Below are 23638 nucleotides of genomic sequence, written 5' to 3' on the forward strand. Positions count from 1 at the left end.
TAATGGAAAAAGGGGATTGAATCATGCGGTCATATGAAAAATCGAAAAAAGCTTTTGCCGAAGCAAAAAATTTGATGCCAGGCGGCGTGAACAGCCCGGTACGTGCCTTCAAATCTGTGGACATGGATCCCATTTTCATGGAGCGTGGAAAAGGCTCGAAAATGTATGATATCGATGGAAATGAATATATCGACTATGTTCTTTCATGGGGACCGCTCATCCTGGGTCACACGAATGACCGTGTCGTGGAATCATTGAAAAAAGTAGCGGAGTCAGGTACAAGCTTTGGAACCTCTACACTGATTGAGAATGAACTGGCCAAGCTGGTCATGGAACGGGTGCCTTCGATTGAAATGATCCGGATGGTATCATCAGGAACCGAAGCGACGATGAGTGCGCTAAGGCTGGCACGAGGCATTACAGGCCGTGATAAAATCCTGAAATTCGAAGGTTCCTATCATGGCCATGGCGATTCATTGCTGATCAAAGCGGGTTCCGGCGTTGCAACATTAGGTTTACCGGATAGCCCTGGTGTACCGGAAGGCATTGCAAAAAATACGATTACCGTAGCATATAATGATCTTGCTGCAACCAAATATGCGTTTGAACAATTTGGTGAAGACATCGCCTGTATCATCGTAGAACCTGTTGCAGGGAACATGGGCGTGGTTCCGCCACAACCTGGTTTCCTCGAAGGCTTACGTGAAGTGACGACCCAATACGGAGCTCTATTGATCTTTGACGAAGTCATGACAGGGTTCCGTGTCGGCTATAATTGTGCACAAGGCTATTTTGGCATCGTACCTGACCTGACTTGCCTTGGGAAAGTAATTGGCGGCGGCTTGCCTGTCGGAGCATTCGGAGGCAAGCGCGAATTCATGGAACAAATTGCCCCGAGTGGGACAATCTATCAAGCGGGAACATTGTCCGGTAACCCTCTTGCCATGACGGCCGGCTTTGAGACGCTGAGCCAATTGACTCCAGAATCTTATGATGAGTTCACCCGAAAAGGGGATATGCTCGAAAAAGGAATTGGAGCGGCAGCGGATAAGTACGGTGTTCCCCATACATTCAACCGTGCCGGCTCCATGATTGGACTTTTCTTTACTAATGAAGATGTCGTAAACTATGATACAGCAAAAACATCCGATTTAGAGTTCTTTGCTTCCTACTATAGGGAAATGGCGAATCAAGGCATCTACTTGCCGCCGTCACAGTTTGAAGGGTTATTCCTTTCCACTGCACATAGTGATGAAGATATCGAAAAAACCATTGCTGCGGCAGAACAGGCTTTTGCCAAATTAAAAAAATGATTCAAGGCTTCATGAGCTACCGCGATATTCGATAATGATAAATTTGAACTGGCTGCCATTTTTCCAAAAACTTTTGGAGAAAGGCAGCCAGTTTTTTTGAATTCAATCCGTATGTGTAAGAACCGAATTTAACGTTCACGGCCGAATTATTTGGAGGTAGATCTAAATAATTGGTAGAAAGCAGAATTAATAGGCTGTTGAGAATTAATATGGCGGTATAACCGAGCGGGTTTTTCAATCTGATTGTATTCCCGCTTGATTTAGCCTGAAAATTGAACCCCCTTCTATTAAAAGGTTCAGGGAATATCTAAGAAGCGCTGCAAATGAAATTAAGGAATAAACAGCTTCCTTCCTTCATAGATTGATATTGGTATAGGTACCGTTTCATGAAGCTGAAAGGAGGAGTTGTCTTGTCGCAAGAAAATGAATCGTATTTACGATTTTCTTTAGAGGAATCCGTTTGGTTTCAGAAGGGACAGGAAGTGGCTGAGCTATATTCGATTTCCCTTGATCCAAATGTGTCGATTCAAGAAAGTGATCAATATGTTTTTATACGAGGCTCGTTGGATTTAAGCGGTGAATACAAAGACTCGCAAAATGGTGAAGAAGAGGAGTTTTCGCAGACCTTTTTGCCAAAAGCTGTTCAAAAGGTCGAGAGGCATCCCAATGGACTTAATGAGTTCACACACCGTTTTCCGGTTGATATAACGATTCCGAATAATCGGATTGCCTCTTTGGATGAGGTTGATGTCTCGATTCAAAGCTTTGATTATGCCATGCCAGAGCATAACTGCTTGAAATTGCAGGCGGACCTTTTGATAACCGGAATCTATAATGATTCATATGTGGAAGAACGGTTTGATACTGAGCAGGAAGTTGGGGAAACGGAGGATCAGGAAGAAACGGATGGGGAAAATGAGTCATACATTCCTTATGCAGCTGCAGTGCCGCCAATCCCGGATTTTCAGCCCGTTTTCCGTGATGAGGAGGAAGAAGAGTTATACGCCCCTTTTTCTGCAGAGTCAAAACGGGTTTCTGAAGCAAATGAAGAAGAAGAAGAGGAACCGATTTATTTAAGCGATCAGCATAATGCTCCCGTTTTTGAAATCCCGGTTTCACCATATCCTGAAGAGGAGGAATGGGAAACGGAAGTGCATAGACAGGAAGAAGCTCAAGCTGTAGAGGAAGAAGTAATTGGTGATCCGCCTGACTCCTCGGAAAAGGTACCTTTCATGGGAGAGGCAAAATTGGAGGAAGAACCAAGCAGGCAGGATTCCTTGGAGATTCCTAGAGTGACATTTATAGAAGAAGTAGAGGAAGAACCAAGTCAAGCAACCGATCATCAAAGTAGCCCAGTTTTAAATGTAGAAACCGAGGATGTCATCCGGCAGGAAGACGATGCCGTTACAGCGGGTCCTATCCTTAATGAGAATGTGAAGGTGGAGCAGGAAGAGGAATCCAATTCATCCATAAGCGATCTATTCAAAAAGAGGGAAAGACCTGCGCCTCCGGCTAAGGAAGGTAAGAATTTCAAAGGCAGGAAACAAGCAGCGGAACGTGATGAAAAAGATACGGCCGATCATGATGAAAAGCAGCTTTCCATCATGGATTTATTCGGACGGAAACAAGAAGAAGAACTGGTAAGGATGAAGGTTTGCATTGTTCAGCAAGGGGAAACGCTTGATGACTTGGCTCAGCGATATGATGTTACGGTTCAATCGATCCTTTTCAGCAATGAATTGGAGTCGAATCAGAACGTCCATGAAGGGCAAGTCATTTATATACCGAAGGCGGTTGCGTATAAGAATTGACCGGAACAGAGAGCAGGGCATATGCTCTGCTCCTGTTTTTTAAATGCTAGAGGAAGCGGATTGTTTAGTTTTTTTAGAGAAAGTGAGTGAGTCTCGTGAGGGAAAACGAGAATCAGCAGCCTGCCAATCGGGATCGGGACACGGAGACCGTATTGAAGGAATATGCCATGTATGTACAATATATTGAGGACTTCGGGCGTGTAAAAAAAGTATACAGTGATCGCGGTACATTTGCCTTGAAATCCATGTCACCGCATAACGGCATTGATTTTATCAAAAATGTTCAAAAACTGTACCATCGCGGCTATAATCGAATCGTTCCCATTTATCAAACGATGGATCAGCGTTACGCCGTTCTTCATAATGGACGTTTGTATTACCTGATGCCCTGGCTCAATGATGAAAGGGACGGGGAGCGCGATGAAAAGCATAAGCAATTGTTCAGGGAGCTTGCTCGCATGCATACACTTTCCGTTAAGGAAATACAAGTGGATATTGAGGAACGGGAAGCCCATTATGAGCGGACGCTTGATGCCTGGAATAACGAAAAGGAATTTATAGAAGAGTATATTGTCAGCTGTGAAAAGAAGTGGTATATGTCTCCATTCGAACTGACGGTTTGTTCTTTCTACACTGATATTTCACAGGCGCTGAAGTACTCGATCAAGAAGTTTGAAACCTGGTATGAAAAAACGAAGGATAGTGAAAAGGTTCGAACCGTGGTAACGCACGGAAAGGTTTCTTTGAAGCATTTCGTTTATGATGAACGGGGATATGGCTACTTCATCAATTTTGAGAATTCGAATACGGCTCCGCCGCATTTCGATTTACTGCCATTTCTCGTTAAATCGGCCAGGACCTATCCTGTCCAATGCGATGACTGTGTTGACTGGCTATATAACTATTTTCGTTATTTTCCGTTAAAAGAAGAAGAATTATTGCTCATGCAAAGTTATCTGGCATTCCCTGGATCAGCTTTGGAATTAGTGAAGGGTTATTCCGATGGCAGGAGCCATCGTTCAGAGCTTGATAATGTCACACAACTTCAGAGGCAATTTTGGCTTTTGAAAAATATTGAATATATGGTGATGAGAATCGAAGAAATCGAACAGAAGAAAAAGGCCGCTGCCGAGGCTGCCAACGAAGAACAATCACCCCCAAGCTAAATATACATGATTGGATCATCTCCAGTCATGTATATTTTTTTGCTGTAAGGGAATAATTAAATCCATTCGAAATACAAAGACATGGCCAGGAAAATAAACGCGATAAGCAGGAGCATATCGAAAAAAGTCGGGAAAATCAGCGTACGTAATCCTTGGAATACGATAAAGGGGACGATGAACTGCTGGCAGACACCGCGGAATTTTTTCACCCAAGGCGGTAAAGTATAGGGAGTATATCTTCGCTTCATATTATTACCTTCCTTTTTAGGACTTCTTATATTCTATGGGTGGGCAGTGAAAAAGGTGAAACAGCCGTCACATTCACTGTTCCTGGAGGATAAAATAAAGAAAATGAACTTGAATGCATCAAATGGGATGATTCCTGAGAAAGTAAGCGAAAAGATGATTGACTGGAGCCCCATGTTTTTTGTACTATATACTATATGCATTCAATGTTTTTACATATGAATATAAATCAATGCAAAGACCGGAAATAGTAAGATGAAATGCACTTTTCAGAGAGGAAACCAAATTGGTGCGAGGTTTCCAGGAAGCAGCATCCGAAGTCGTCCGCGAGCAGTCTTCGTGAACTTCTTAGTAGCGAAGGCCGGTGAAGAGCCGTTATCCGATTTGAGAGCCGAAAGGGATTTTTTCTTTTTCGGAAAAAAGGTGGCACCGCGAACAACTTCCTTCGTCCTTTTGTGATGATGGAAGTTTTTTTTATGCCCAAAAGGAGGAAATGATATGGAAGAGAACCAAATTTCAATGCCGACTAAATATGATCCGCAGACGATAGAGAAAGGCCGCTACAAATGGTGGCTTGATGGAAAGTTTTTCGAAACGACGGGTGACGATAAAAAAGAACCATACACGATCGTCATCCCGCCGCCTAACGTTACAGGTAAGCTGCATCTTGGCCACGCTTGGGATACGACTCTTCAAGATATACTGACACGCATGAAAAGGATGCAAGGCTATGATGTTTTATGGTTACCAGGCATGGACCATGCGGGTATTGCCACTCAAGCGAAAGTAGAACAGAAACTTCGTGCGGATGGCGTGAGCCGTTATGACCTTGGGCGTGAAAAATTCGTGGAAGAGACATGGAAATGGAAAGAGGAATATGCGAGCCATATCCGTGAACAATGGTCAAAGCTAGGTCTTGGACTTGATTATACCCGTGAACGCTTCACCCTGGATGAAGGTCTTTCAAAAGCAGTGCGCGAAGTGTTCGTTTCGCTTTATAACAAGGGCTTGATTTATCGCGGCGAATACATCATCAACTGGGATCCATCAACGAAAACGGCGTTATCCGATATCGAGGTCATATACAAAGATGTGCAGGGCGCATTTTACCATATGAAATATCCATTGGTTGACGGATCGGGTGAAATAGAAATTGCCACCACCCGTCCAGAAACGATGCTTGGCGATACTGCTGTTGCTGTACACCCTGAAGATGACCGTTATAAACACTTGATCGGCAAAAAGGTCCGCTTGCCAATTACTGGCAGGGAAATCCCGATTGTCGGTGATGATTATGTCGATATGGAATTCGGTTCAGGCGCGGTCAAAATTACTCCTGCTCATGATCCGAATGACTTCGAAATCGGGAACCGTCACGACTTGGAGCGCATCCTTGTCATGCATGAAGATGGCTCGATGAATGAAAAGGCCGGTAAATATGAAGGCATGGACCGTTTTGAATGCCGTAAGCAAATCGTCAAGGACCTTCAGGAAGAAGGAGTACTCTTCAAAATCGAAGATCACCTTCACTCAGTAGGCCATTCAGAGAGAAGCGGTGCTGTTGTTGAACCATATCTTTCGACGCAATGGTTCGTTAAGATGCAGCCGCTGGCTGATGCTTCCGTTGAGCTTCAAAAAGGAACCGATGAGGAAAAAGTTCATTTCGTACCGGACCGTTTCGAGAAAACGTACCTGCATTGGATGGAAAATATCCGCGACTGGTGCATTTCCCGTCAGCTTTGGTGGGGTCACCGCATTCCCGCCTGGTACCATAAAGAAACAGGTGAAGTGTATGTAGGTCATGAAGAGCCGGCGGACGCTGAAAACTGGGAACAAGATACAGATGTCCTTGATACATGGTTCAGCTCGGCATTATGGCCGTTCTCGACTATGGGCTGGCCTGACAAGGACAGTGTCGATTTCCAACGTTACTATCCAACCGGGGCACTTGTGACAGGCTATGATATCATTTTCTTCTGGGTATCGCGGATGATTTTCCAAGCTCTTGAGTTCACAGGTGAACGACCATTTGAAGATGTGCTGATCCACGGTCTGGTTCGTGACGAACAGGGGCGCAAGATGAGTAAATCGCTAGGCAATGGTGTCGATCCGATGGATGTCATCGATCAATACGGTGCCGATTCCCTGCGTTACTTCTTATCTACGGGCAGCTCGCCAGGCCAGGACCTTCGTTATAGTACGGAAAAAGTCGAAGCAGTTTGGAATTTCTCCAATAAGATTTGGAACGCATCCCGTTTTGCTTTGATGAACATGAATGGCATGACGTATGACGAAATCGATTTAAGCGGTGAGAAGTCTGTAGCCGATAAATGGATCTTGACGCGTTTGAATGAAACGATTTCCAACGTAACCAGACTTGCGGACCGTTATGAGTTTGGTGAAGTGGGCCGTGTGCTATACAACTTCATTTGGGATGACTTCTGTGACTGGTATATTGAAATGGCGAAGCTTCCTTTATATGGTGAAGACGAAGCGGCTAAGAAAACGACGCGCTCGATCTTGGCGTATGTACTGGATAACACAATGAGATTGTTACACCCGTTCATGCCATTCATTACCGAAGAAATCTGGCAGAACCTACCTCACCACGGTGAGTCCATCACTGTTGCCGCTTGGCCGGAAGTGAATGAAGAGTTGACAGATACAGCTGCAGCCGAGGAAATGAAGCTGCTTGTTGAAATCATCCGCTCCGTCCGTAATATCCGTGCTGAGGTGAACACACCGTTAAGCAAAAAAATCAATTTGATTTTAAAAGCGAAAGATGAGGCCATCTTAGCGACATTACAGAAAAACAGCAGCTATATCGAGCGTTTCTGTAATCCTGAACAATTGACGATCGGAATCGAAGTCGAAGAGCCTGCTCAAGCCATGACAGCTGTCGTAACTGGCGTAGAACTAATCCTTCCGCTTACAGGACTGATCAATATTGACGAAGAAGTGAAACGTCTTGAAAAAGAACTCGACAAACTTAATAAAGAAGTTGAGCGTGTACAGAAAAAATTAGGCAACGAAGGCTTCGTTAAAAAGGCGCCGGCAAGCGTCATCGAAGAAGAACGTGCCAAGGAAAAAGACTATAGCGAAAAACGCGACTCTGTAATCCACAGGATCAGCGAACTGAAACAACTGTAAAACAAAAGGATGAACCAGCTTGAAGCCGGTTCATCCTTTTTCTGTTTACATGCTATTTAAGAAGAGGATATGCTTTCTTTTATGAATGTAAGGTACTCCCCAACGATATTCATATCACTTAGTGCACTTAATGTCCGGCTCCCGACGACATCCTCAATTTCGTTCAGCATGAGGCTGCCATCTTCGGCAAATATGAAATCGATACCGACCAGGCCGAAATCAAATGAACTCATCACTCTTTCAACAAGGCCAAATTCAGATGCAGTCAGCTCATATAGCGAAGCCGATCCGCCCAGTGTATAATTTGCCTTGAAACTGGAAGCGGATTCCCTGAGTACAGCAGCCTTCACTTTATTACCAACCACAAAAACGCGAATATCCCTACCGAATAAGCCAGGTTTTTGAACTATCCAATTCCCATCATTCAGTTGGGCAAGATCATCGGCATGCTCGATTAGAAATACTTGTTTCCCGCCGCGGCCGCTTGTTTCTTTAGCAATGAAAGGGAGCTCCATGTCATCGGCACTCGGCCTTCCGTTACAATATACGGTATCGGCCATTGGAATCCCAAGCGAGGACAAATATTGATGCGTCTTTGCTTTGTCATTCGCGATTTCCGATACGAAGGAGGAGTTAAAGCAAGCAATTCCCAATCGCTCTAGTTGCTTAGTGAAAAAAGGATCAATGGTCCGGACGATGGCAAAGTCCGGCAATGAAATTGGCAGCATCTCATGTTCCACATACAACTTGTTGAAACGATGTCCGATCCTAAGGTCTTCCCGAAAGTGAAAGTGTAAATCAAGATCAAGCTTACTGGCTTCGTCAAGCATCCAATCTATGTATCCTTTATTTTTCAAGGCATCCTCACGGTTGTAAATCAACCAGCCTGCTTGTTTTTTCATCAGATGCACTTCCTTTTCCTAATTCTTTCAAGATATAATCGAACATGCTATCGGCGATGTTGATGCCTGTACATTCAAAAATATTCAGTAAATGCGAATTCGAATTCACTTCGCATAAAAGCGGACCTTCTTCACCAAAAAGCAAATCGACGCCAGCGAAGTCGGCACCGAGAATTTGCGCACATCGAATGGCAAGTTGTGCTTCTTCACTGGTGGGTATATATGGTGCAGCCTGCCCCCCGGCAGTCATATTAGCACGGAAGTCCTGCTCGGAATGACGTTGCATCGCTGCTATGACTTGATTGCCCACGACATTCACGCGAATATCCCGACCTTTACTGTGCTCGATGAATTCCTGGATGATAAATGGTTTATGGCCAAGATCACGGACCGTCTTCAGTAACTCATCCTCTGTTTGGATTAAATATACTTGTTCCCCAAAAGAACCGTATGCTTCCTTTACGATAAGAGGATACCCGAGTTCATTGCCGATTTGGATAAAAGCATCCATATTACCCCTTTCAATCCCTTCGTACGTAAAAGGGGGAAATATGGTTTTCGGCATCGGTATGCCATGCCCTGTTAAGGCTTGATGTGTTTTTGCTTTGCTGTCGCATATATCGATTGCTGCACTGCTGTTATATACGGGGATGCCGAGCAATTCCAAATGGCGCGCCAAATGAATGTCTTTATCCATGAACAGAACAAAATCCGGCAGCTTATCAAAGGTTCCTTTAAGCAGCGGCACTCCTTTTTCGATTATGGGAATGAGATCTGAATTGCGGATAAGGGTTGCCATGATATCTTTCCTTTCAGCCGCCTCTTTAATGAACAAAGCTAAACTGGAAAACTTATCATGCTGTAAATAGCCGTTGACGACAATCCAGCAGTGGAAATCTGAAGGTTTCATGGTAAAACACTACCTTTCATCTAGGTTAATCGTACATATATTGATAAAATAATCTTAACGCATAAGAGCGGTATAAAGAAAGAGGAGGCTCCACGATAATGGTTACAGCCATGAAAGAAATCAATCAATTTTTCGAACGGCGCCAAGTTCGGTTGGGCATGAATTTTGGCCTGTCACGGATGGAAACATTGTTAACTGAATTAGGCGACCCGCACAAGGAGCTAAGATATATTCACATTGCGGGGTCCAACGGGAAAGGATCGACACTGCAATATATTAAAGAAATTCTGCTTGCCCAAGGGATTCGGGTCGCTTCCTTCACTTCTCCTTATTTAATCCGGATGAATGAACAGCTGAAGGTGAATGAGGATGAAATCAGTGATCAGGATTTCATCGATGTCTTCCGGAAGCTTTGGCCGATCATCCATGAGATGGACAGCAAGGGGATTGGTCCCACCCAGTTCGAAATTTTGACTGCAATGTCATTCTCTTATTTTAGCAAAAAGGAAGTCGATTTGGTTTTGATGGAAACCGGTTTGGGAGGCAGGCTTGATACAACCAATGTCATCCAGCCGTTTCTTTCGATCATTACCTCGATCTCTTTGGAACATACGAACATCCTGGGTAACACACTTGGGGAAATTGCTTTTGAGAAGGCAGGCATCATAAAAAGCGGGGCGCCGGTCATCAGCGGAGTCACAGCCGGGGAACCAGCAAAAGTAATTGAAGAAAAAGCGTCAGCTTTAGGCGTACCTTATTACCAATTGGGTAAAGACTTTCGTGTTAGCGATATGAAGCGAAGTGAACGTGGGCAAAGTTTCTCATTTTCGCTTGCCGACAGGTCGATCGAAAATGTGGAAATGCGGATGCTGGGCCGTCATCAAATGGAAAATGCGGCACTGGCCATTGCTGCTGTCACAGTAGGGATGGAAAATATCGATGAAAAAAGCATCCTTAAAGGAATAGGGGCAGCGAAATGGGATGGACGCTTTGAAAAAATATCAGATGAGCCATTGGTGATCATTGATGGTGCACATAATCCTGCCGGCATCGACGTACTGAAGGAAACGCTAAAAGTGCATTACCCCGACTATAAGTACCGATTCGTATTCAGCTCATTTAAAGATAAAAACTATTCCGAGATGCTTCGTGGACTGGAAACGGGGGCAATGGAAATCATCATTACCGAATTCGACCATGAACGGGCGGCGGATGCGAAAACGCTTTATGAAAAATGCAGTCATCCAAATAAAAGTATAAACAAGGATTGGCAGGCGGCGATAACGGAAGGCAGAAGGAAAACGGGGGATAAAGAGATCCTTGTCATTACAGGGTCCCTTCATTTCCTTTCACTGGTGAGGGAGTTCCTAATCAGAGAAGATGCCTAAAGGATGTGCATTACCGTAATGAGGCACTTTATAATGGAAACCAAAGCCTAAGAACCAACGGTAAGCCATATTTGTTTCAACTTCTTCAATTGCTTTATGCATTGAACGAATACCGAGAGTAAATCGAATGAAAGTCAGTTTGGCTAATATAACTGGATCAATACTTGGGCTTCCTATCTCTGAATATATATCTTTCACCAAATCATAAATAAAAGTGAAGTCAATGGCAGCCTCAATTTTACGAACCAAATGATTCGCCGGCACCAGTTGATCTAAAGTAATCATTTCAAGTTGGCCTCGCTGAATAGAATAATGTTTCGAAAGCATCATCTTCACCTGGCAAAAGGGGTTCTATCTATAAGTTAAAACAAAGTTGATTGGAGCGGGTGTACGAGACTCCTGCGGGAAAAGCGAGTCCAGGGGAGACCCCGCAGGCGCAAAGGCGCCGAGGGCGGACCGCCCGCGGAAAGCGAGTGCCTGGGGAGTGGAAATTAACGTTCAAATTGCACAAACCCCTAAAAAACTGAAGAGAAACTCTATTTTCATCGAGTTTGTCTTCAGTCTGAGAAAAGGATCTTTTCAAAGGTCCTTTTCTCTTGTTAAAGAGCCTCTTGGAAAGAAAAAACTCCAATAGAGTGATTGATGACAAATCAGCCAGTTTATTTGTTAAAATATGTTTATATATTGCATTCCATATGAATAGGATCTGCTTAATAAAATGATGGGAGGAATGAGCATGAAGAACCCAATGGTTAATTACATAGCGGAAGGGAATTTTATATCAGGGTTTCAAAGAAAGGCAATCGAATCCTCATGCACTTTGTATAAATGATGGCTATCCATATCTATCTCTTCGTATTGGGCTTAATTTTAGGCTCATTCTTTAACGTTGTCGGTTTAAGTGTTCCAGCTGGTCATTCATTCGCGAATCGTCGCTCCGCCTGCCCTTCTTGCGGGCGTACATTGACATTCTTCGAGTTGATACCGGTTATTTCTTATATGTTGCAAGTCGGTAAATGCCGGGGCTGTAAAGCAAGGATATCCCCCCTTTATCCGGCCGTGGAAATACTGACCGGTGTTTTGTTTGCCTCTGCTCCGATATTCCTTGGCTGGTCGGGTGAACTGTTGGTTGGCTGGATATTGATTTCATTATTTATGATCATCTTCGTGACTGATGTCGCCTATATGCTCATACCCGATAAAATACTGCTTTTCTTTATAGTGATTTTTATTGTTTTAAGAGTCTCATTTCCACTGACGCCCTGGTGGGATTCAATTGTCGGGGCAGCGGTTGGTTTTAGCCTGCTGTTATCAATCGCGGTCGTAAGTAAGGGTGGCATGGGTGGCGGTGATATCAAGCTGTTTGCAGTGATTGGCTTCGTATTGGGAATGAAGATGGTGCTGTTATCTTTGCTTTTTGCGTGCTTTTATGGGGCATTGCTTGGCATCATCGGGTTGCTGACCGGAATCTTAAAAAAGAAAACCCTTATTCCTTTCGGACCGTATATCGTTTTTGGGACATTGACTGCTTATTTTTGGGGCGATTCGCTATTACATTGGTATGTAACATTTTTAAGATGAGCTTAAAGGGCCATCCTGATCCAAGAGGAATTTGTCAAAAATCACCTGAAAAATAGCTCAGTAGGGAACCATCCCCATTTGACGGCAAGAGATTATGAAATGATAGAGGGAGGTATGTAATTGGTGAGAGGTGATATGGAATGGTTCATGAAGCAATAGTACCAGTACCTGGAATTCCTTTTTGGTTACCCATATATGAATAGGGAAATTTGACGAAACCTATTAATGACAAGACGACAAAAGTCTTGTTATTTTTTTTTCCCTCTATGATAGGATGAAAAAAATGATCTGGAGGGGAGGAAAAAAATTGGGCAAGCCGGAAGAAAGCAAGGGTGTAACGATTAAAATAAATGGGGAAGAAAAAGTATTTGCCGATAAAAAAATTGAAAGTCAAGAGGCGGCGAGTAAGGAGCAGGAACAAACTGATGAGAGTTTCGAATGGATACTCCCTGAGGATTCAAATGAAAGCAAGATCGTATTGGTACCCACACCGCCAAAGAAGAAAATGCCGAAGCTCATCGGTTTTGGTACCGGGTCACTGAAAAGCTCGGATAAAAGACCGATCAAGACATTCATGATTGCAGTCATTTGTGCTGTGTTTTTTGGGTCGATTCTTGGCTTGATCGCCGTTAAAACGATTACAAAGGAAAAAGCCGAAGTATCTTCGGTCGAGACCCCGATTCCAACTGAAGCCACAGTTGAAGATAAAAAAGCGGCAGTGACTGAACCGGGAAACCAGCTGAAGACATTCCTTGTACAGGGTGGAGTATTCAGCAGCGAGGATGCGGCAAGGCAAATTCAAAAGAAAATCATTGAAAAGCAGGTTCCTGCTGAAATCTTCAAATTGGAAGAAAGCTATTATCTATTTCTGGGATCGGCAGAGAGTCTAGCTGCAAGTAAAGAACTGGCCTTGTTCTTAAAGTCATATGATGTGGATGTATATTGGAAGGAAATCAATTTTGAAGCGGCCGGGACAAGCCAAGAAGATGAAAAAACCCTCGACAAGATGAAGGCAGTATATGCTTCGTTGGCAGAAACATCCGCAACAAAGCTTCGCGGAAAGGCAGGGACGGTAAACGGGGAAACCCTGAAAAAAAACATGGATGAACTGAAGGCGGGAAAATTATCGCCGGCGTTTTCAAAGATGAACGATGACCTGACTGCTGCGGCAAAGTCGATTGATGAATATGAGACTTCCAAAAACGAAGAAAAGCTATTCCAGGCTCAAGAAAGTCTTCTGAATTTTTTATTGAATTACCAAAAGTAAAGAAAAAGGGGGGGCTGCCTTATGGGACAAGCCTCCTAATATGAAACCATCTGTGACACCTTTTTTATTTTCCGGGAAATACTTACAGGGATTTGTCGATTCCTAGTAAACAATAATTGTGGATTGCACCATTATTTGATAGGATAGATATGTATCTCCCTATGTAAAGAAAGGTGACTTTTATATTATGCAGCCATTGATTTTAGCTTCCTCATCACCACGTCGTAAAGAACTTCTTCAATTTCTTCAAATCCCCTTTGAAAGCATGAATTCCAATGTTGATGAAAGTATTGATGAAAACATGTGTGCTGATGCAGCGGTGAAAGAACTGGCATCCCGTAAAGCGGAAGCCATCGCAGCAAAATTTCAGGAAAGCTGGGTAATCGGCTCGGATACCGTTGTTGTCCTTGATGGTAAGATTTTGGGTAAGCCGGTAAGCAGGGCGGATGGAAAAAGAATGCTGGAAATGTTATCAGGACGGACACATGAAGTATACACAGGTGTCGCCATCCTGTTCGGAAAGCATCGCAGAGTATTCGCAGAAAAAACGGAAGTGACATTTTGGGAGCTGCCAGAAGCTGAAATCGAACGATATCTGGATAGCGGGGAACCTTTTGATAAAGCTGGCGGCTATGGGATTCAAGGATACGGATCTCTTCTTGTCAAACAAATCAAAGGGGACTATTTCTCAGTCGTCGGGCTTCCGGTCTCAAGACTGGCCCGGGAACTTAAAGCGATGCAGGAAGAGTTAGGATAATCTGATTTCCCCTGGCATCTTCCCTTTTCTAAGGAAGGGTTGATCTTTTGAGCGAAAAAATGTTAATACGGGATTACCCGAAAGAAGAGAGGCCGCGCGAAAGGTTTCTCCAGGACGGGCCGCAAAGTCTTTCCAATCAGGAATTGCTTGCTTTGCTATTGAGGACAGGATCAAGGGAAGAATCAGTCCTGCAACTATCCGGCAGGCTCATCAATTCCTTCAAGGGCCTGCGCCTGCTAAAAGAAGCCTCAGTGGAAGAACTGACCGTGATTAAAGGGATTGGTGAAGCAAAAGCGATACAAATCCTGGCCTCTGTCGAACTTGGCAGGAGAATTAACAATTTGAATGACCAAGACCGTTATGTGATTCGATCTCCTGAAGATGGAGCTAATTATTGCATGGAGGAAATGCGGTTTTTATCACAGGAACATTTCGTCTGTCTCTATTTAAATACGAAAAATCAAGTGCTACAAAAAACTACGGTATTCATCGGGAGCCTCAATGCCTCGATCGTGCATCCGCGCGAGGTCTTTAAAGAGGCTTTCAAAAGGTCAGCTGCCTCTATCATTTGTCTTCATAACCACCCCTCCGGAGACCCCTCTCCCAGCAGAGAAGATATTGAAGTGACAAAAAGGTTAGTCGAATGTGGTAAAATAATCGGCATTGAAGTATTGGACCATATCATCATCGGGGAACATAAATATGTTAGCTTGAAGGAAAAAGGTTATTTATGACACTATCAAATTTTTTGACGATACGATATAATATTGTTTATGATTTTTAAAAGAGGAAACTTTTTCAAAACTCTTATTGTCAAAAAACGACAAATTATTATTTGAACTTATAAAAAGGCATTTTTGTTTACGAAAGGGAGATACCATAATGTTTGGAATTGGAGCAAGAGATATAGGGATTGATTTAGGAACGGCGAATACGCTTGTCTATGTGAAGGGAAAAGGCATCGCAGTACGTGAACCATCGGTTGTAGCGGTGCAAACAGATACAAAGCAAATCGTTGCAGTCGGAAACGATGCCAAAAACATGATCGGCCGTACGCCTGGTAACGTGGTTGCCCTGCGCCCGATGAAGGATGGAGTAATTGCCGATTATGAAACGACGGCTACCATGATGAAGTACTATATGAAGGAAGCTCAAAAGAAGGGCGTATTCGGCAACAAGCCATATGTCATGATTTGTGTGCCTTCTGGAATTACGGCAGTTGAGCAGCGTGCAGTCATCGATGCAGCAAGACAAGCTGGAGCCCGTGACGCATATCCTATCGAAGAACCGTTTGCAGCAGCGATCGGGGCGGACCTTCCCGTTTGGGAGCCTACAGGCAGCATGGTCGTCGATATCGGGGGAGGGACGACGGAAGTGGCCATCATTTCCCTTGGCGGAATCGTTACAAGCCAATCGATCCGTATTGCCGGTGACGAAATGGATGATGCCATAATCGTCTACATCCGTAAGAACTACAATTTGATGATCGGTGAGCGTACTGCTGAAGCGATCAAAATGGAAATTGGTTCTGCTGGAGACACGGAAGGCGTCGAAAACATGGAAATTCGCGGCCGTGACCTATTGACTGGATTACCAAAAACGATCGAAATTACAGCTGAGGAAATATCCAAAGCATTAAGCGACACCGTTTCTGCAATTGTGGATTCCGTGAAAAACACTTTAGAGAAAACACCACCTGAATTAGCCGCTGACATCATGGACAGAGGCATTGTACTGACAGGCGGGGGTGCTTTGCTGCGCAATTTGGATAAAGTCATCAGTGAAGAAACGCAAATGCCGGTGATCATCGCTGAAAATCCGCTGGATTGTGTTGCGATCGGAACGGGAAAAGCGCTGGACCACATTCATTTATTCAAGACTAAATCAAGAGATTCGCGATAAGCATCACTTCTCAAATAGGGCCGGCTCAACAAAAGGTGCAATTTTGAGCCGGTTTTCTTATGTTTTGCTGTTTCATTGAATCCATAGTGTAATTTTAAAAACCATAGAGTAAATTTTAGATAGAGGTGTAATCACCATGCCACAGTTTTTTAATAAAAAGCTCCTTCTCTTGCTCGTTAGTATTATCGTTCTCGTGGCATTGATCGGTTTTTCATTAAGGGAGAGAGAAGAGTTGACCTGGCCGGAGCAATTCCTGAAAGATACGACAGGCTGGGTCGGAAATGTGTTTAATAAGCCAGTATCGGGTATAACAGGTTTTGTAGGGGGCTTAAAAGACCTTCAACATACATACGATGAAAACAAAAAATTGAAAGCCCGCTTGGATGAATATGTATTATTGAAAACCCAAGTCCAAGATTTAAAGGAAGAAAATGAAGAACTACGCGACAACCTCAAAAAAGAAGATGACCTGCGGAAGTATTCGCCCACTCAGGCGACGGTCATCGGCCGTAATCCCGACCGCTGGCATGAAATGCTGACGATCAATAAAGGGAAGCGTAATGGGGTAGAAAAAAACATGGCTGTCATCACTTCCAATGGGTTAGTCGGTAAGGTGAAATCGGCGACGGATTTCACGGCCTCGGTTCAACTTTTAAGTTCGATCGATAAAGCCAACCGTGTCTCAGCCATCGTTCAGGGTGATGATAAAGCATATGGCTTGATTGAAGGGTTCGATGATAAGAAGAACCTTTTGCTGATGAAACGGATTCCTTACGATAAAAAGATCAAGAAGAATTCATTGGTCATCACATCCGGTTATGGAGGAATCTTTCCGAAAGGTCTGCTGATCGGGAAAGTTGTCGATGTCAAAGTGGATCAATATGGATTGAACCAGACTGCATATATCGAACCTTCGACGGATTTTTATGATATTAATAATGTCATGGTCGTTCAGCGTGAAGTGGACGGTGTACCGAAAGAAAGTGAAGGGGAGGATGAAGCTGAGTGAGATATTTCATCCTTTCTTTCATAGCCTTGGTTTTTTTTGTTTTTGAAAGCATCTTCGCCCAGATGTTCGCTGGAGATGCATTCGGGGCCGATAAAATCCTCGTGCCCCATTTCATGATGATATTCGTTTTTTTCCTGACCATGTACGGGTCCAGGAAAATGGGTATGCTTTATGGGGCGATTCTTGGGTTGACTTATGATGTCGTATATACAGAAATCCTTGGAATTTACATGTTCCTGCTGCCTTTTCTTGCCTATCTGATATCGAAAAGCATGAAAATCCTGCAAAATAATATTTTGGTTGCCTGCCTTACTGCGCTTTTATTCACGGCAGTTTTAGAGGTTGTCATCTTTCAGATGAATATCATCCTATCATTTGCAGATATGGGATTTGGTGAATTTGCGGAACGGAGATTGATTCCGACATTATTATTGAATCTCGCATTCATTATCATCAGCTGCTATCCTTTAAAAAGAATGATTGAAATGCTTGATTTGCAAGGAGAAACGGAATAACGTTCCTGTGTCTTTAAGAAGCAGGTGGGAAATGTATTTTCTCTTTTCCGTGTACGTAGAAAAAGGAAATTTGTTTTCCTATGTCGAATTATATTTCATTGAGGTGAAACAAACGTCATGAATAAAAGAATTCAGCAAAATGTCATGATTAAGGGAACAAAAGACGGGTTTATGCTTCATCTCGATGATTCTTGCTCATTTTCCGAATTATTGAAAGAGTTAGAAGTGAAGCTTTCGGCAAACTATCAGTTTCAAGAAAATGACCCGTCCATTTCCGTAAAAGTACATACAGGGAACCGCTATCTTGATGAACAACAAGAAGAAAAGATTAAAGAGGTCATCCATAAAAAGAAGAAGCTTTTCGTGGTTGAGATGATTTCGAATGTCCTGACGAAGGATGAAGCGAAACGATGGAAAGAAGAAAACCAAGTGACGACCGTGACAAAGGTGATAAGGTCGGGACAGGTTTTTGAAGTTCCCGGTGACTTACTGTTAATTGGGGATGTCAATCCCGACGGAACGGTTCGTGCGGGTGGCAACATATATATCATGGGACAGCTAAAGGGAATAGCCCATGCCGGATATAAAGGGAATAATGAGGCCATCATAGCTGCCTCTGTCATGAAGCCTGCCCAGCTGCGCATTGCCGGACAAGTGAACTTATCTCCTGATCAATATTCAAAATGGGGACATGACCTGGAATGTGCCTTCATGGATGAAGAAGAAAATATCATTATAGAAAAACTGCAAGTTTTAAAGAAATATAGACCTAATTTAAATAGATTAGAAGGGGGTCTCTAATCGTGGGAGAGGCAATAGTTATAACATCCGGTAAGGGTGGTGTCGGGAAAACGACCACCTCCGCCAATTTAGGAACATCTTTAGCTCTTCTAGGCAAGAAGGTTTGCTTGATTGATACGGATATTGGTCTTCGGAATTTGGATGTGATCATGGGATTGGAGAATCGCATCATCTATGATTTGGTCGATGTGGTCGAAGGGCGCTGCAAGATACACCAGGCGCTCATTAAGGATAAACATTTCGAGGATTTGCTTTATTTGCTTCCCGCTCCGCAAAATAGTGATAAAACAGTGGTGAATGAAGAGCAGATGAGGAAACTCATAAGCGATATGAAGCCTGACTATGATTATGTCATCATTGATTGCCCTGCAGGCATCGAACAGGGGTTCAGGAATGCCATAGCTGGGGCAGACAAGGCGATTATCGTTACGACGGCAGAGAGACCTGCTGTAAGGGATGCTGACCGTATTATTGGCCTGCTTGAAAAAGAAGAGCATATTGAACCGCCTCAATTGATCATCAACCGGATTCGCGGCCATTTGCTTCATGAGGATGAAGAAATGGATATCGATGGAGTTGCCGATTTTCTTAAGATTGATTTGATCGGCGTCATTCCTGATGATGACCAGGTCATCGTGGCAGCGAATAAAAAGGAACCCATTGCCTACAATCCGGACAATAGAGTCTCGCTTGCCTATCGGAACATTGCCAGAAGGATCCTTGGTGAATCTGTGCCCTTGACTCCAATTGGCAGCGAACCAAAGGGCTTCATGTCCAAGTTGAAAAAATTCTTTAGCGTGCGGTAAATCTATATTCTTTTGTCCAGAAGCGGGGAGCATTTGATGCCCTCGCTTTTTTTTTGCACGGAACTTCATGAAAATAAAAAAGGCAAGCCGTATCCCGGCTTGCCTGTTCTATATGCTAAAATGCAGCGGGTTATCCGCGTCTTCCGCCTCTGCCGCCGCGTTTTGATTCAGTGCTGCGTTTAAGAGTCGATAAATTTTCTTCGCTAGTCTTTAAAAAGCGCACCATTTTATCTTCGAAATTTTCCTTTGGTTGGAAATTACCTTTTGAACGAAAATCTTTAGAACGGCTATCCCCTTGGCGTGGTGGGCGTTTGGTATAAGAAGAGGTTTGCCCTTCGGGTCTATCTATAGCCTTTTTGATGGACAAGGCAGTTTTTCCGTCTTTCTCACTAATCACTTTTACTTCAATTTGGTCGCCTACTTTAAGATGGTCATTTACGTCTTTTACATAGCTATCTGCTACCTCACTGATATGCACAAGACCTGTTGAGCCTCCTGGTAATTCTACGAATGCTCCAAAATTAGTGATACCTGTTACTTTACCTTGTACTTTGCTGCCTATTTCGATTGACATAAAAAAATGTTCCCCCTCAATAATGTTAAAACCACTTTATTATAACAAATTTCGGGGAACAATATCAATCTCAATTATTAGATTTTCTGAATCGATACAGAAATCACCTTGGAAATTCATTAGTTTCCGGATGATTTTTCATTGGGAAAAATTTTTCAGGATGTGCAGAAAGAATATCTTTTCTCCGTCATAGTCTGGACAAGTTGCTCATACGTTGTAATATAGCGCTTTGACATGAGCAGGGAGGGGAATCTGGAATGGATGATCGCAGGAAAGATATCCGAAATCGTATCGCCAAGAGACGCAAGTTTAATGATAAGCCGGCAGGAAGCAGCAGTTGGACGGAAATCAACAATGAGGAACCATATGGGATTGATTCATATAACGGGTATTCAGAGAAAGATCATCCGCTCTTCAAGAAAGAATATTTTTTCTTTAAAATCCTTGCCAGTGTATGCCTGTTCCTGATAGTAGCGGTGATGTTCAAACACCCTTCAGTGCGGCTTGACCCTGCCAGGAGTTTTGTCATGGAGAACATGAACAAGGAATTTCAGTTCGCTTCAATTTCCAACTGGTATGAAAGTGCATTTGGTAAACCAATCGCTTTTTTACCGAATGATGCCGATACGGAAACTGTTGATTCGAATGAAGAATATGCAATGCCTGCTTCTGCGAAGATTACCCAAAACTTCGAGACGAACGGTGAGGGAATCATATTGGAAACGAGCAAAGGCTCAAAGGTCGAGGCCGTTAATGAAGGGGTCGTCATTTTTGCCGGTGAAAAGGAGGGGATCGGAAAGACGGTAGTCATTCAGCATGCCAATAAAACTGAATCTTGGTATGGGCAGCTGAAAGAAATTGATGTGAAATTGTATGAGTTCGTTAAAAAGGGCAATGAAGTCGGACAGGTTACACTAAGTGAAGATGGATCGAAGGGCAGATTTTATTTAGCGATAAAAGAAAATGATGCTTTCGTCGATCCTAAAAAGGTGATTTCCTTTGAGTGAATATGCGAAGTTACTGTTTAAAATCAGGGTGCACCCGACACTGTGGTTTGTCATTGGCATCGCCATCCTCACAGCCCATTTCGTTGAAATGATGATGCTGCTGCTCATCGTCTTCATTCATGAAATGGGGCATGCTGTCTGTGCCCAGCACTTCAAATGGCGGATAAAGTCAATCCAGCTGCTTCCTTTTGGCGGGGCTGTCGAGACTGAGGAGTATGGAAATAAGAGTTTGAAGGAGGATTTGGCGGTGGTGCTTGCCGGTCCGCTTCAACATGTTTGGCTCATTGGTGCAGCTTTTTTGCTCTATTTCTTCACTATTATCCCATATGAGCTGTATCAGCCCTTTTTGTATATGAATCTCATGCTGCTGATTTTTAATCTGCTGCCAATTTGGCCCTTGGACGGGGGACGCTTGCTATTCATCGGCATTTCCCTATACTGCACCTTTTTGGAAGCGCAGAAACATACCCTTCACTTTTCTGCAGTATTCGCTGTCCTGGCTTTTTTGACCTGGATCATACTGGATCCGCTCAATTTGAACATCTGGCTCATCATCTTTTTCATAAGTCTCTCACTCGTCATGGAATGGCGGCAGAGGTATTACGCGTTCATCCGCTTTCTTTTGCAGCGCCATTACGGGCATACGAATGATTTGGCGAAACTGAAGCCGATATCGGTGGATTCACAAGAACCGATTTATAAAGTGCTGGAACTGTTTCAACGCGGCTGTAAACACCCCGTCATCATCATGAAAAACGGGAAAGAGAGCGGCTCGTTGGATGAAACGGAAATCCTTCACGCCTATTTTTCGGAGAAAATGACGAACGGGAAAATCGGCGACCTATTATATTCTTATTAAATATGTTATCCTTTCTTCAAATTGAGGAGAGGATTTTTTTTGATGAAAAAAATGATCGCGAACCTAGCTTCACGCGAAAAAAGAGTGGCCGTCCTTGAGAATGGTGTTTTGCGTAAACTTGAAATCATGCCGCCTCAAAAGCGCAGTACGGTCGGTAATATTTATCTTGGGAAGGTGACGAAGGTGCTGCCGGGAATGGATGCCGCCTTCATTGATTATGGTGCAGAGAAGAATGGTTTTTTACACCGTGACGAGATTCCCTCCTTCCAGCTTACAAAAAAAAGTGATGGGAAAGCATCCATCGGTCAATTTGTCCGTCAGGGAGAAAAGCTGCTAGTTCAGGTGACCCGGGATGAAACGGGAACAAAAGGAGCTAAATTGACGGGGCTGATCGAGTTTTCAACGGAGTCCCTCGTTTACATACATGGAATAGATTATGTTGGTGTTTCAAAGAAATTCAAAAACGACGATCTTCAGAAGCAATGGCGGGAAACGGCCATGCAGCATAAAAATCCTGATGAGGGACTGATTGTCCGCACCTCGATGGAGAACGAAAGTGAATCGGTCTTCCTTGACAGGTTAACTGGATTGCGGGAGCTCCATAAAGGGCTTGAAGTCAAGGCTGCGTCCCTAAAGGCCCCGTCCCTTCTCTATGAAAGGGACGCATACCTTGATATGATCATTTCCGAAATGTCGGGAACGGCGAATGGGGAACTTGCCATCGATGACTTCGAGGCCTATCGCGAGTTGAAAAAGTGGATACAGGAAAACCGTAAGGAGTGGGAAATATCCCATGTAGCGGGTACCAAGAATATTTTTTCCGAATGGAATGTGGAAGCGCAAGTTGAGAAAATGGCCAAGAAAATCGTTTGGCTTGATAATGGCGGATATTTAATTTTTGAAGAAACGGAAGCTTTCACCGTAATCGATGTCAATTCAGGTAAGTTCACCGGCAAGGTGGCGAAGGAAGCAACCTTGTTTGCGGTCAATCAGGCTGCGGCGAAAGAGGTCGCCCGTCAACTGAGATTGAGGAATATCAGCGGAATCATCCTAATAGATTTCATCAATATGGACCAGTCCCGGCATAAGCAGGAAATCATCGAAATCGTCAAAAAGGAAGCGGTGAGAGATGAGAAGCGAATCCAGGTCATCGGTTTTACGGAACTGGGCATTTTACAAATGACGAGAAAGCGAACCTCCCCGTCTTTAAGTGAAATGACGACGGTGCCTTGCCCTGTGTGCAGTGGAAGCGGTAAAATCGAGAGCCCGGAAACGGTGGCCTTCCGGTTGGAACGTGAACTGCTGGAACACAGGAAGACGGATGATGAAGCGGTATGGGTGGAGGTCAGTAAAGCGGTGGCGGACGTGCTGCTTGGTGAAAAGGAATCATATCGGCCGGCATTGGAGGAATTGATCGCTAAAAAGATATTCCTGTCTTTTATCCCAGGTTTGACGAATGCCTATTCCATCAAGCGGTTCGGAAGCATTCAGGAAATCGGGCGGGCTTTCGAGTGAAGAGCGGGAATTGTTATAAATATATTGACAGCCTTTCCTGTTTCATGGTAGGATTTTAATGTTATGTTTGTAGCACCCGTGCTACAACCGCTCAACATCAGGTTTTAAGCTTTTGCCTTTTTGGTAAAACGCCTGTGATTGGCGAGTCTGAGACATTTA

Annotated in this window: 21 protein-coding genes, 1 pseudogene and 2 other annotated features; of the genes and pseudogenes, 17 read left to right on the forward strand and 5 right to left on the reverse strand. The window is 43.7% G+C overall.

Features of this window, described 5'->3' with window-relative positions; translation table 11 throughout:
- Positions 1-23 precede the first annotated feature (23 nt).
- From hemL to ysxE, 3 genes are all read left to right on the forward strand, one after another.
- Positions 24-1313, forward strand: coding sequence for a glutamate-1-semialdehyde 2,1-aminomutase (gene hemL / locus A6755_RS09300; RefSeq protein ID WP_063590497.1), 1290 nt, complete (start codon positions 24-26; stop codon positions 1311-1313).
- A 410-nt stretch (positions 1314-1723) separates the two neighbouring features.
- Complete coding sequence (locus tag A6755_RS09305) at positions 1724-3124, forward strand: LysM peptidoglycan-binding domain-containing protein (RefSeq protein ID WP_063590498.1); 1401 nt, start codon at positions 1724-1726, stop codon at positions 3122-3124.
- A 95-nt stretch (positions 3125-3219) separates the two neighbouring features.
- Positions 3220-4290: a spore coat protein YsxE gene (gene ysxE / locus A6755_RS09310; RefSeq protein WP_244889654.1), complete on the forward strand. Its 1071-nt coding sequence runs from the start codon at positions 3220-3222 to the stop codon at positions 4288-4290.
- A 56-nt stretch (positions 4291-4346) separates the two neighbouring features.
- Here ysxE and A6755_RS09315 read toward each other — a convergent pair whose 3' ends face one another.
- Complete coding sequence (locus A6755_RS09315) at positions 4347-4538, reverse strand: hypothetical protein (protein ID WP_034308896.1); 192 nt, start codon at positions 4536-4538, stop codon at positions 4347-4349.
- A 226-nt stretch (positions 4539-4764) separates the two neighbouring features.
- Positions 4765-4992 (forward strand) — a binding site (T-box leader).
- Positions 4993-5034: 42 nt separating this feature from the next.
- Here A6755_RS09315 and A6755_RS09325 point away from each other — a divergent pair.
- Positions 5035-7686 carry a valine--tRNA ligase gene (locus A6755_RS09325; RefSeq protein WP_063590499.1) on the forward strand — a complete coding sequence of 884 codons (2652 nt, stop codon included), beginning with the start codon at positions 5035-5037 and terminating at the stop codon, positions 7684-7686.
- Positions 7687-7742: 56 nt separating this feature from the next.
- Here the strand turns inward: A6755_RS09325 and A6755_RS09330 are convergent, their stop codons facing one another.
- The gene (locus A6755_RS09330) at positions 7743-8588 is read right to left on the reverse strand and encodes an ATP-grasp domain-containing protein (protein ID WP_063590500.1); all 846 of its coding nucleotides are present in this window, start codon (positions 8586-8588) and stop codon (positions 7743-7745) included.
- On the reverse strand, positions 8551-9498 hold the full coding sequence (locus tag A6755_RS09335; protein WP_063590501.1) for an ATP-grasp domain-containing protein: 948 nt from the start codon (positions 9496-9498) through the stop codon (positions 8551-8553). Before A6755_RS09335 ends, A6755_RS09330 begins: the two co-directional genes overlap by 38 nt.
- A gap of 98 nt (positions 9499-9596) precedes the next feature.
- On the opposite strand from A6755_RS09335, the gene A6755_RS09340 reads away from it, so the two are divergent.
- The gene (locus A6755_RS09340) at positions 9597-10886 is read left to right on the forward strand and encodes a bifunctional folylpolyglutamate synthase/dihydrofolate synthase (protein WP_063590502.1); all 1290 of its coding nucleotides are present in this window, start codon (positions 9597-9599) and stop codon (positions 10884-10886) included.
- 15 nt (positions 10887-10901) lie between these two features.
- Here the strand turns inward: A6755_RS09340 and A6755_RS09345 are convergent.
- A pseudogene (locus A6755_RS09345) lies at positions 10902-11213 on the reverse strand (transposase); the annotation flags it as partial.
- Between the two features lie 501 nt (positions 11214-11714).
- Here A6755_RS09345 and A6755_RS09355 point away from each other — a divergent pair.
- The 9 genes from A6755_RS09355 to minD all read left to right on the forward strand — a co-directional run bounded on the left by A6755_RS09355 (position 11715) and on the right by minD (position 19524).
- Complete coding sequence (locus A6755_RS09355) at positions 11715-12467, forward strand: prepilin peptidase (protein WP_063590505.1); 753 nt, start codon at positions 11715-11717, stop codon at positions 12465-12467.
- Between the two features lie 307 nt (positions 12468-12774).
- Positions 12775-13734 (forward strand): hypothetical protein, encoded by a 960-nt coding sequence (locus A6755_RS09360; RefSeq protein ID WP_134402112.1) that lies wholly within the window; start codon positions 12775-12777, stop codon positions 13732-13734.
- 187 nt (positions 13735-13921) lie between these two features.
- On the forward strand, positions 13922-14491 hold the full coding sequence (locus A6755_RS09365) for a Maf family protein (protein ID WP_063590507.1): 570 nt from the start codon (positions 13922-13924) through the stop codon (positions 14489-14491).
- A 59-nt stretch (positions 14492-14550) separates the two neighbouring features.
- On the forward strand, positions 14551-15225 hold the full coding sequence (gene radC / locus A6755_RS09370; protein WP_053537324.1) for a RadC family protein: 675 nt from the start codon (positions 14551-14553) through the stop codon (positions 15223-15225).
- A gap of 148 nt (positions 15226-15373) precedes the next feature.
- Entirely contained in the window at positions 15374-16393 is a 1020-nt protein-coding gene (locus tag A6755_RS09375; RefSeq protein WP_034308871.1) for a rod shape-determining protein, read from the forward strand.
- A 136-nt stretch (positions 16394-16529) separates the two neighbouring features.
- A complete protein-coding gene (gene mreC / locus A6755_RS09380; protein ID WP_034308869.1) occupies positions 16530-17402 on the forward strand; it encodes a rod shape-determining protein MreC in 873 nt (290 codons plus the stop codon).
- On the forward strand, positions 17399-17917 hold the full coding sequence (gene mreD, locus A6755_RS09385) for a rod shape-determining protein MreD (RefSeq protein WP_034308867.1): 519 nt from the start codon (positions 17399-17401) through the stop codon (positions 17915-17917). The genes mreC and mreD overlap by 4 nt, the downstream gene beginning before the upstream one ends.
- A gap of 117 nt (positions 17918-18034) precedes the next feature.
- The gene (minC, locus tag A6755_RS09390) at positions 18035-18718 is read left to right on the forward strand and encodes a septum site-determining protein MinC (protein ID WP_034308864.1); all 684 of its coding nucleotides are present in this window, start codon (positions 18035-18037) and stop codon (positions 18716-18718) included.
- 2 nt (positions 18719-18720) lie between these two features.
- Positions 18721-19524 (forward strand): septum site-determining protein MinD, encoded by an 804-nt coding sequence (gene minD / locus A6755_RS09395; RefSeq protein ID WP_034308862.1) that lies wholly within the window; start codon positions 18721-18723, stop codon positions 19522-19524.
- Positions 19525-19654: 130 nt separating this feature from the next.
- Here minD and A6755_RS09400 read toward each other — a convergent pair whose 3' ends face one another.
- Positions 19655-20098, reverse strand: coding sequence for a S1 domain-containing RNA-binding protein (locus A6755_RS09400; RefSeq protein ID WP_034308861.1), 444 nt, complete (start codon positions 20096-20098; stop codon positions 19655-19657).
- Between the two features lie 257 nt (positions 20099-20355).
- On the opposite strand from A6755_RS09400, the gene A6755_RS09405 reads away from it, so the two are divergent.
- The 3 genes from A6755_RS09405 to A6755_RS09415 are packed head-to-tail and all read left to right on the forward strand — an operon-like array spanning position 20356 to position 23479.
- Positions 20356-21105: a M23 family metallopeptidase gene (locus tag A6755_RS09405; protein WP_063590508.1), complete on the forward strand. Its 750-nt coding sequence runs from the start codon at positions 20356-20358 to the stop codon at positions 21103-21105.
- On the forward strand, positions 21098-21964 hold the full coding sequence (locus A6755_RS09410) for a M50 family metallopeptidase (protein ID WP_034308855.1): 867 nt from the start codon (positions 21098-21100) through the stop codon (positions 21962-21964). Before A6755_RS09405 ends, A6755_RS09410 begins: the two co-directional genes overlap by 8 nt.
- Positions 21965-22006: 42 nt before the next feature.
- Positions 22007-23479: an Rne/Rng family ribonuclease gene (locus A6755_RS09415; protein ID WP_231688587.1), complete on the forward strand. Its 1473-nt coding sequence runs from the start codon at positions 22007-22009 to the stop codon at positions 23477-23479.
- 75 nt (positions 23480-23554) lie between these two features.
- Positions 23555-23638: a sequence feature (ribosomal protein L21 leader region), on the forward strand.

The organism is Peribacillus frigoritolerans (assembly GCF_001636405.1).
GTDB lineage: Bacteria > Bacillota > Bacilli > Bacillales > DSM-1321 > Peribacillus > Peribacillus frigoritolerans.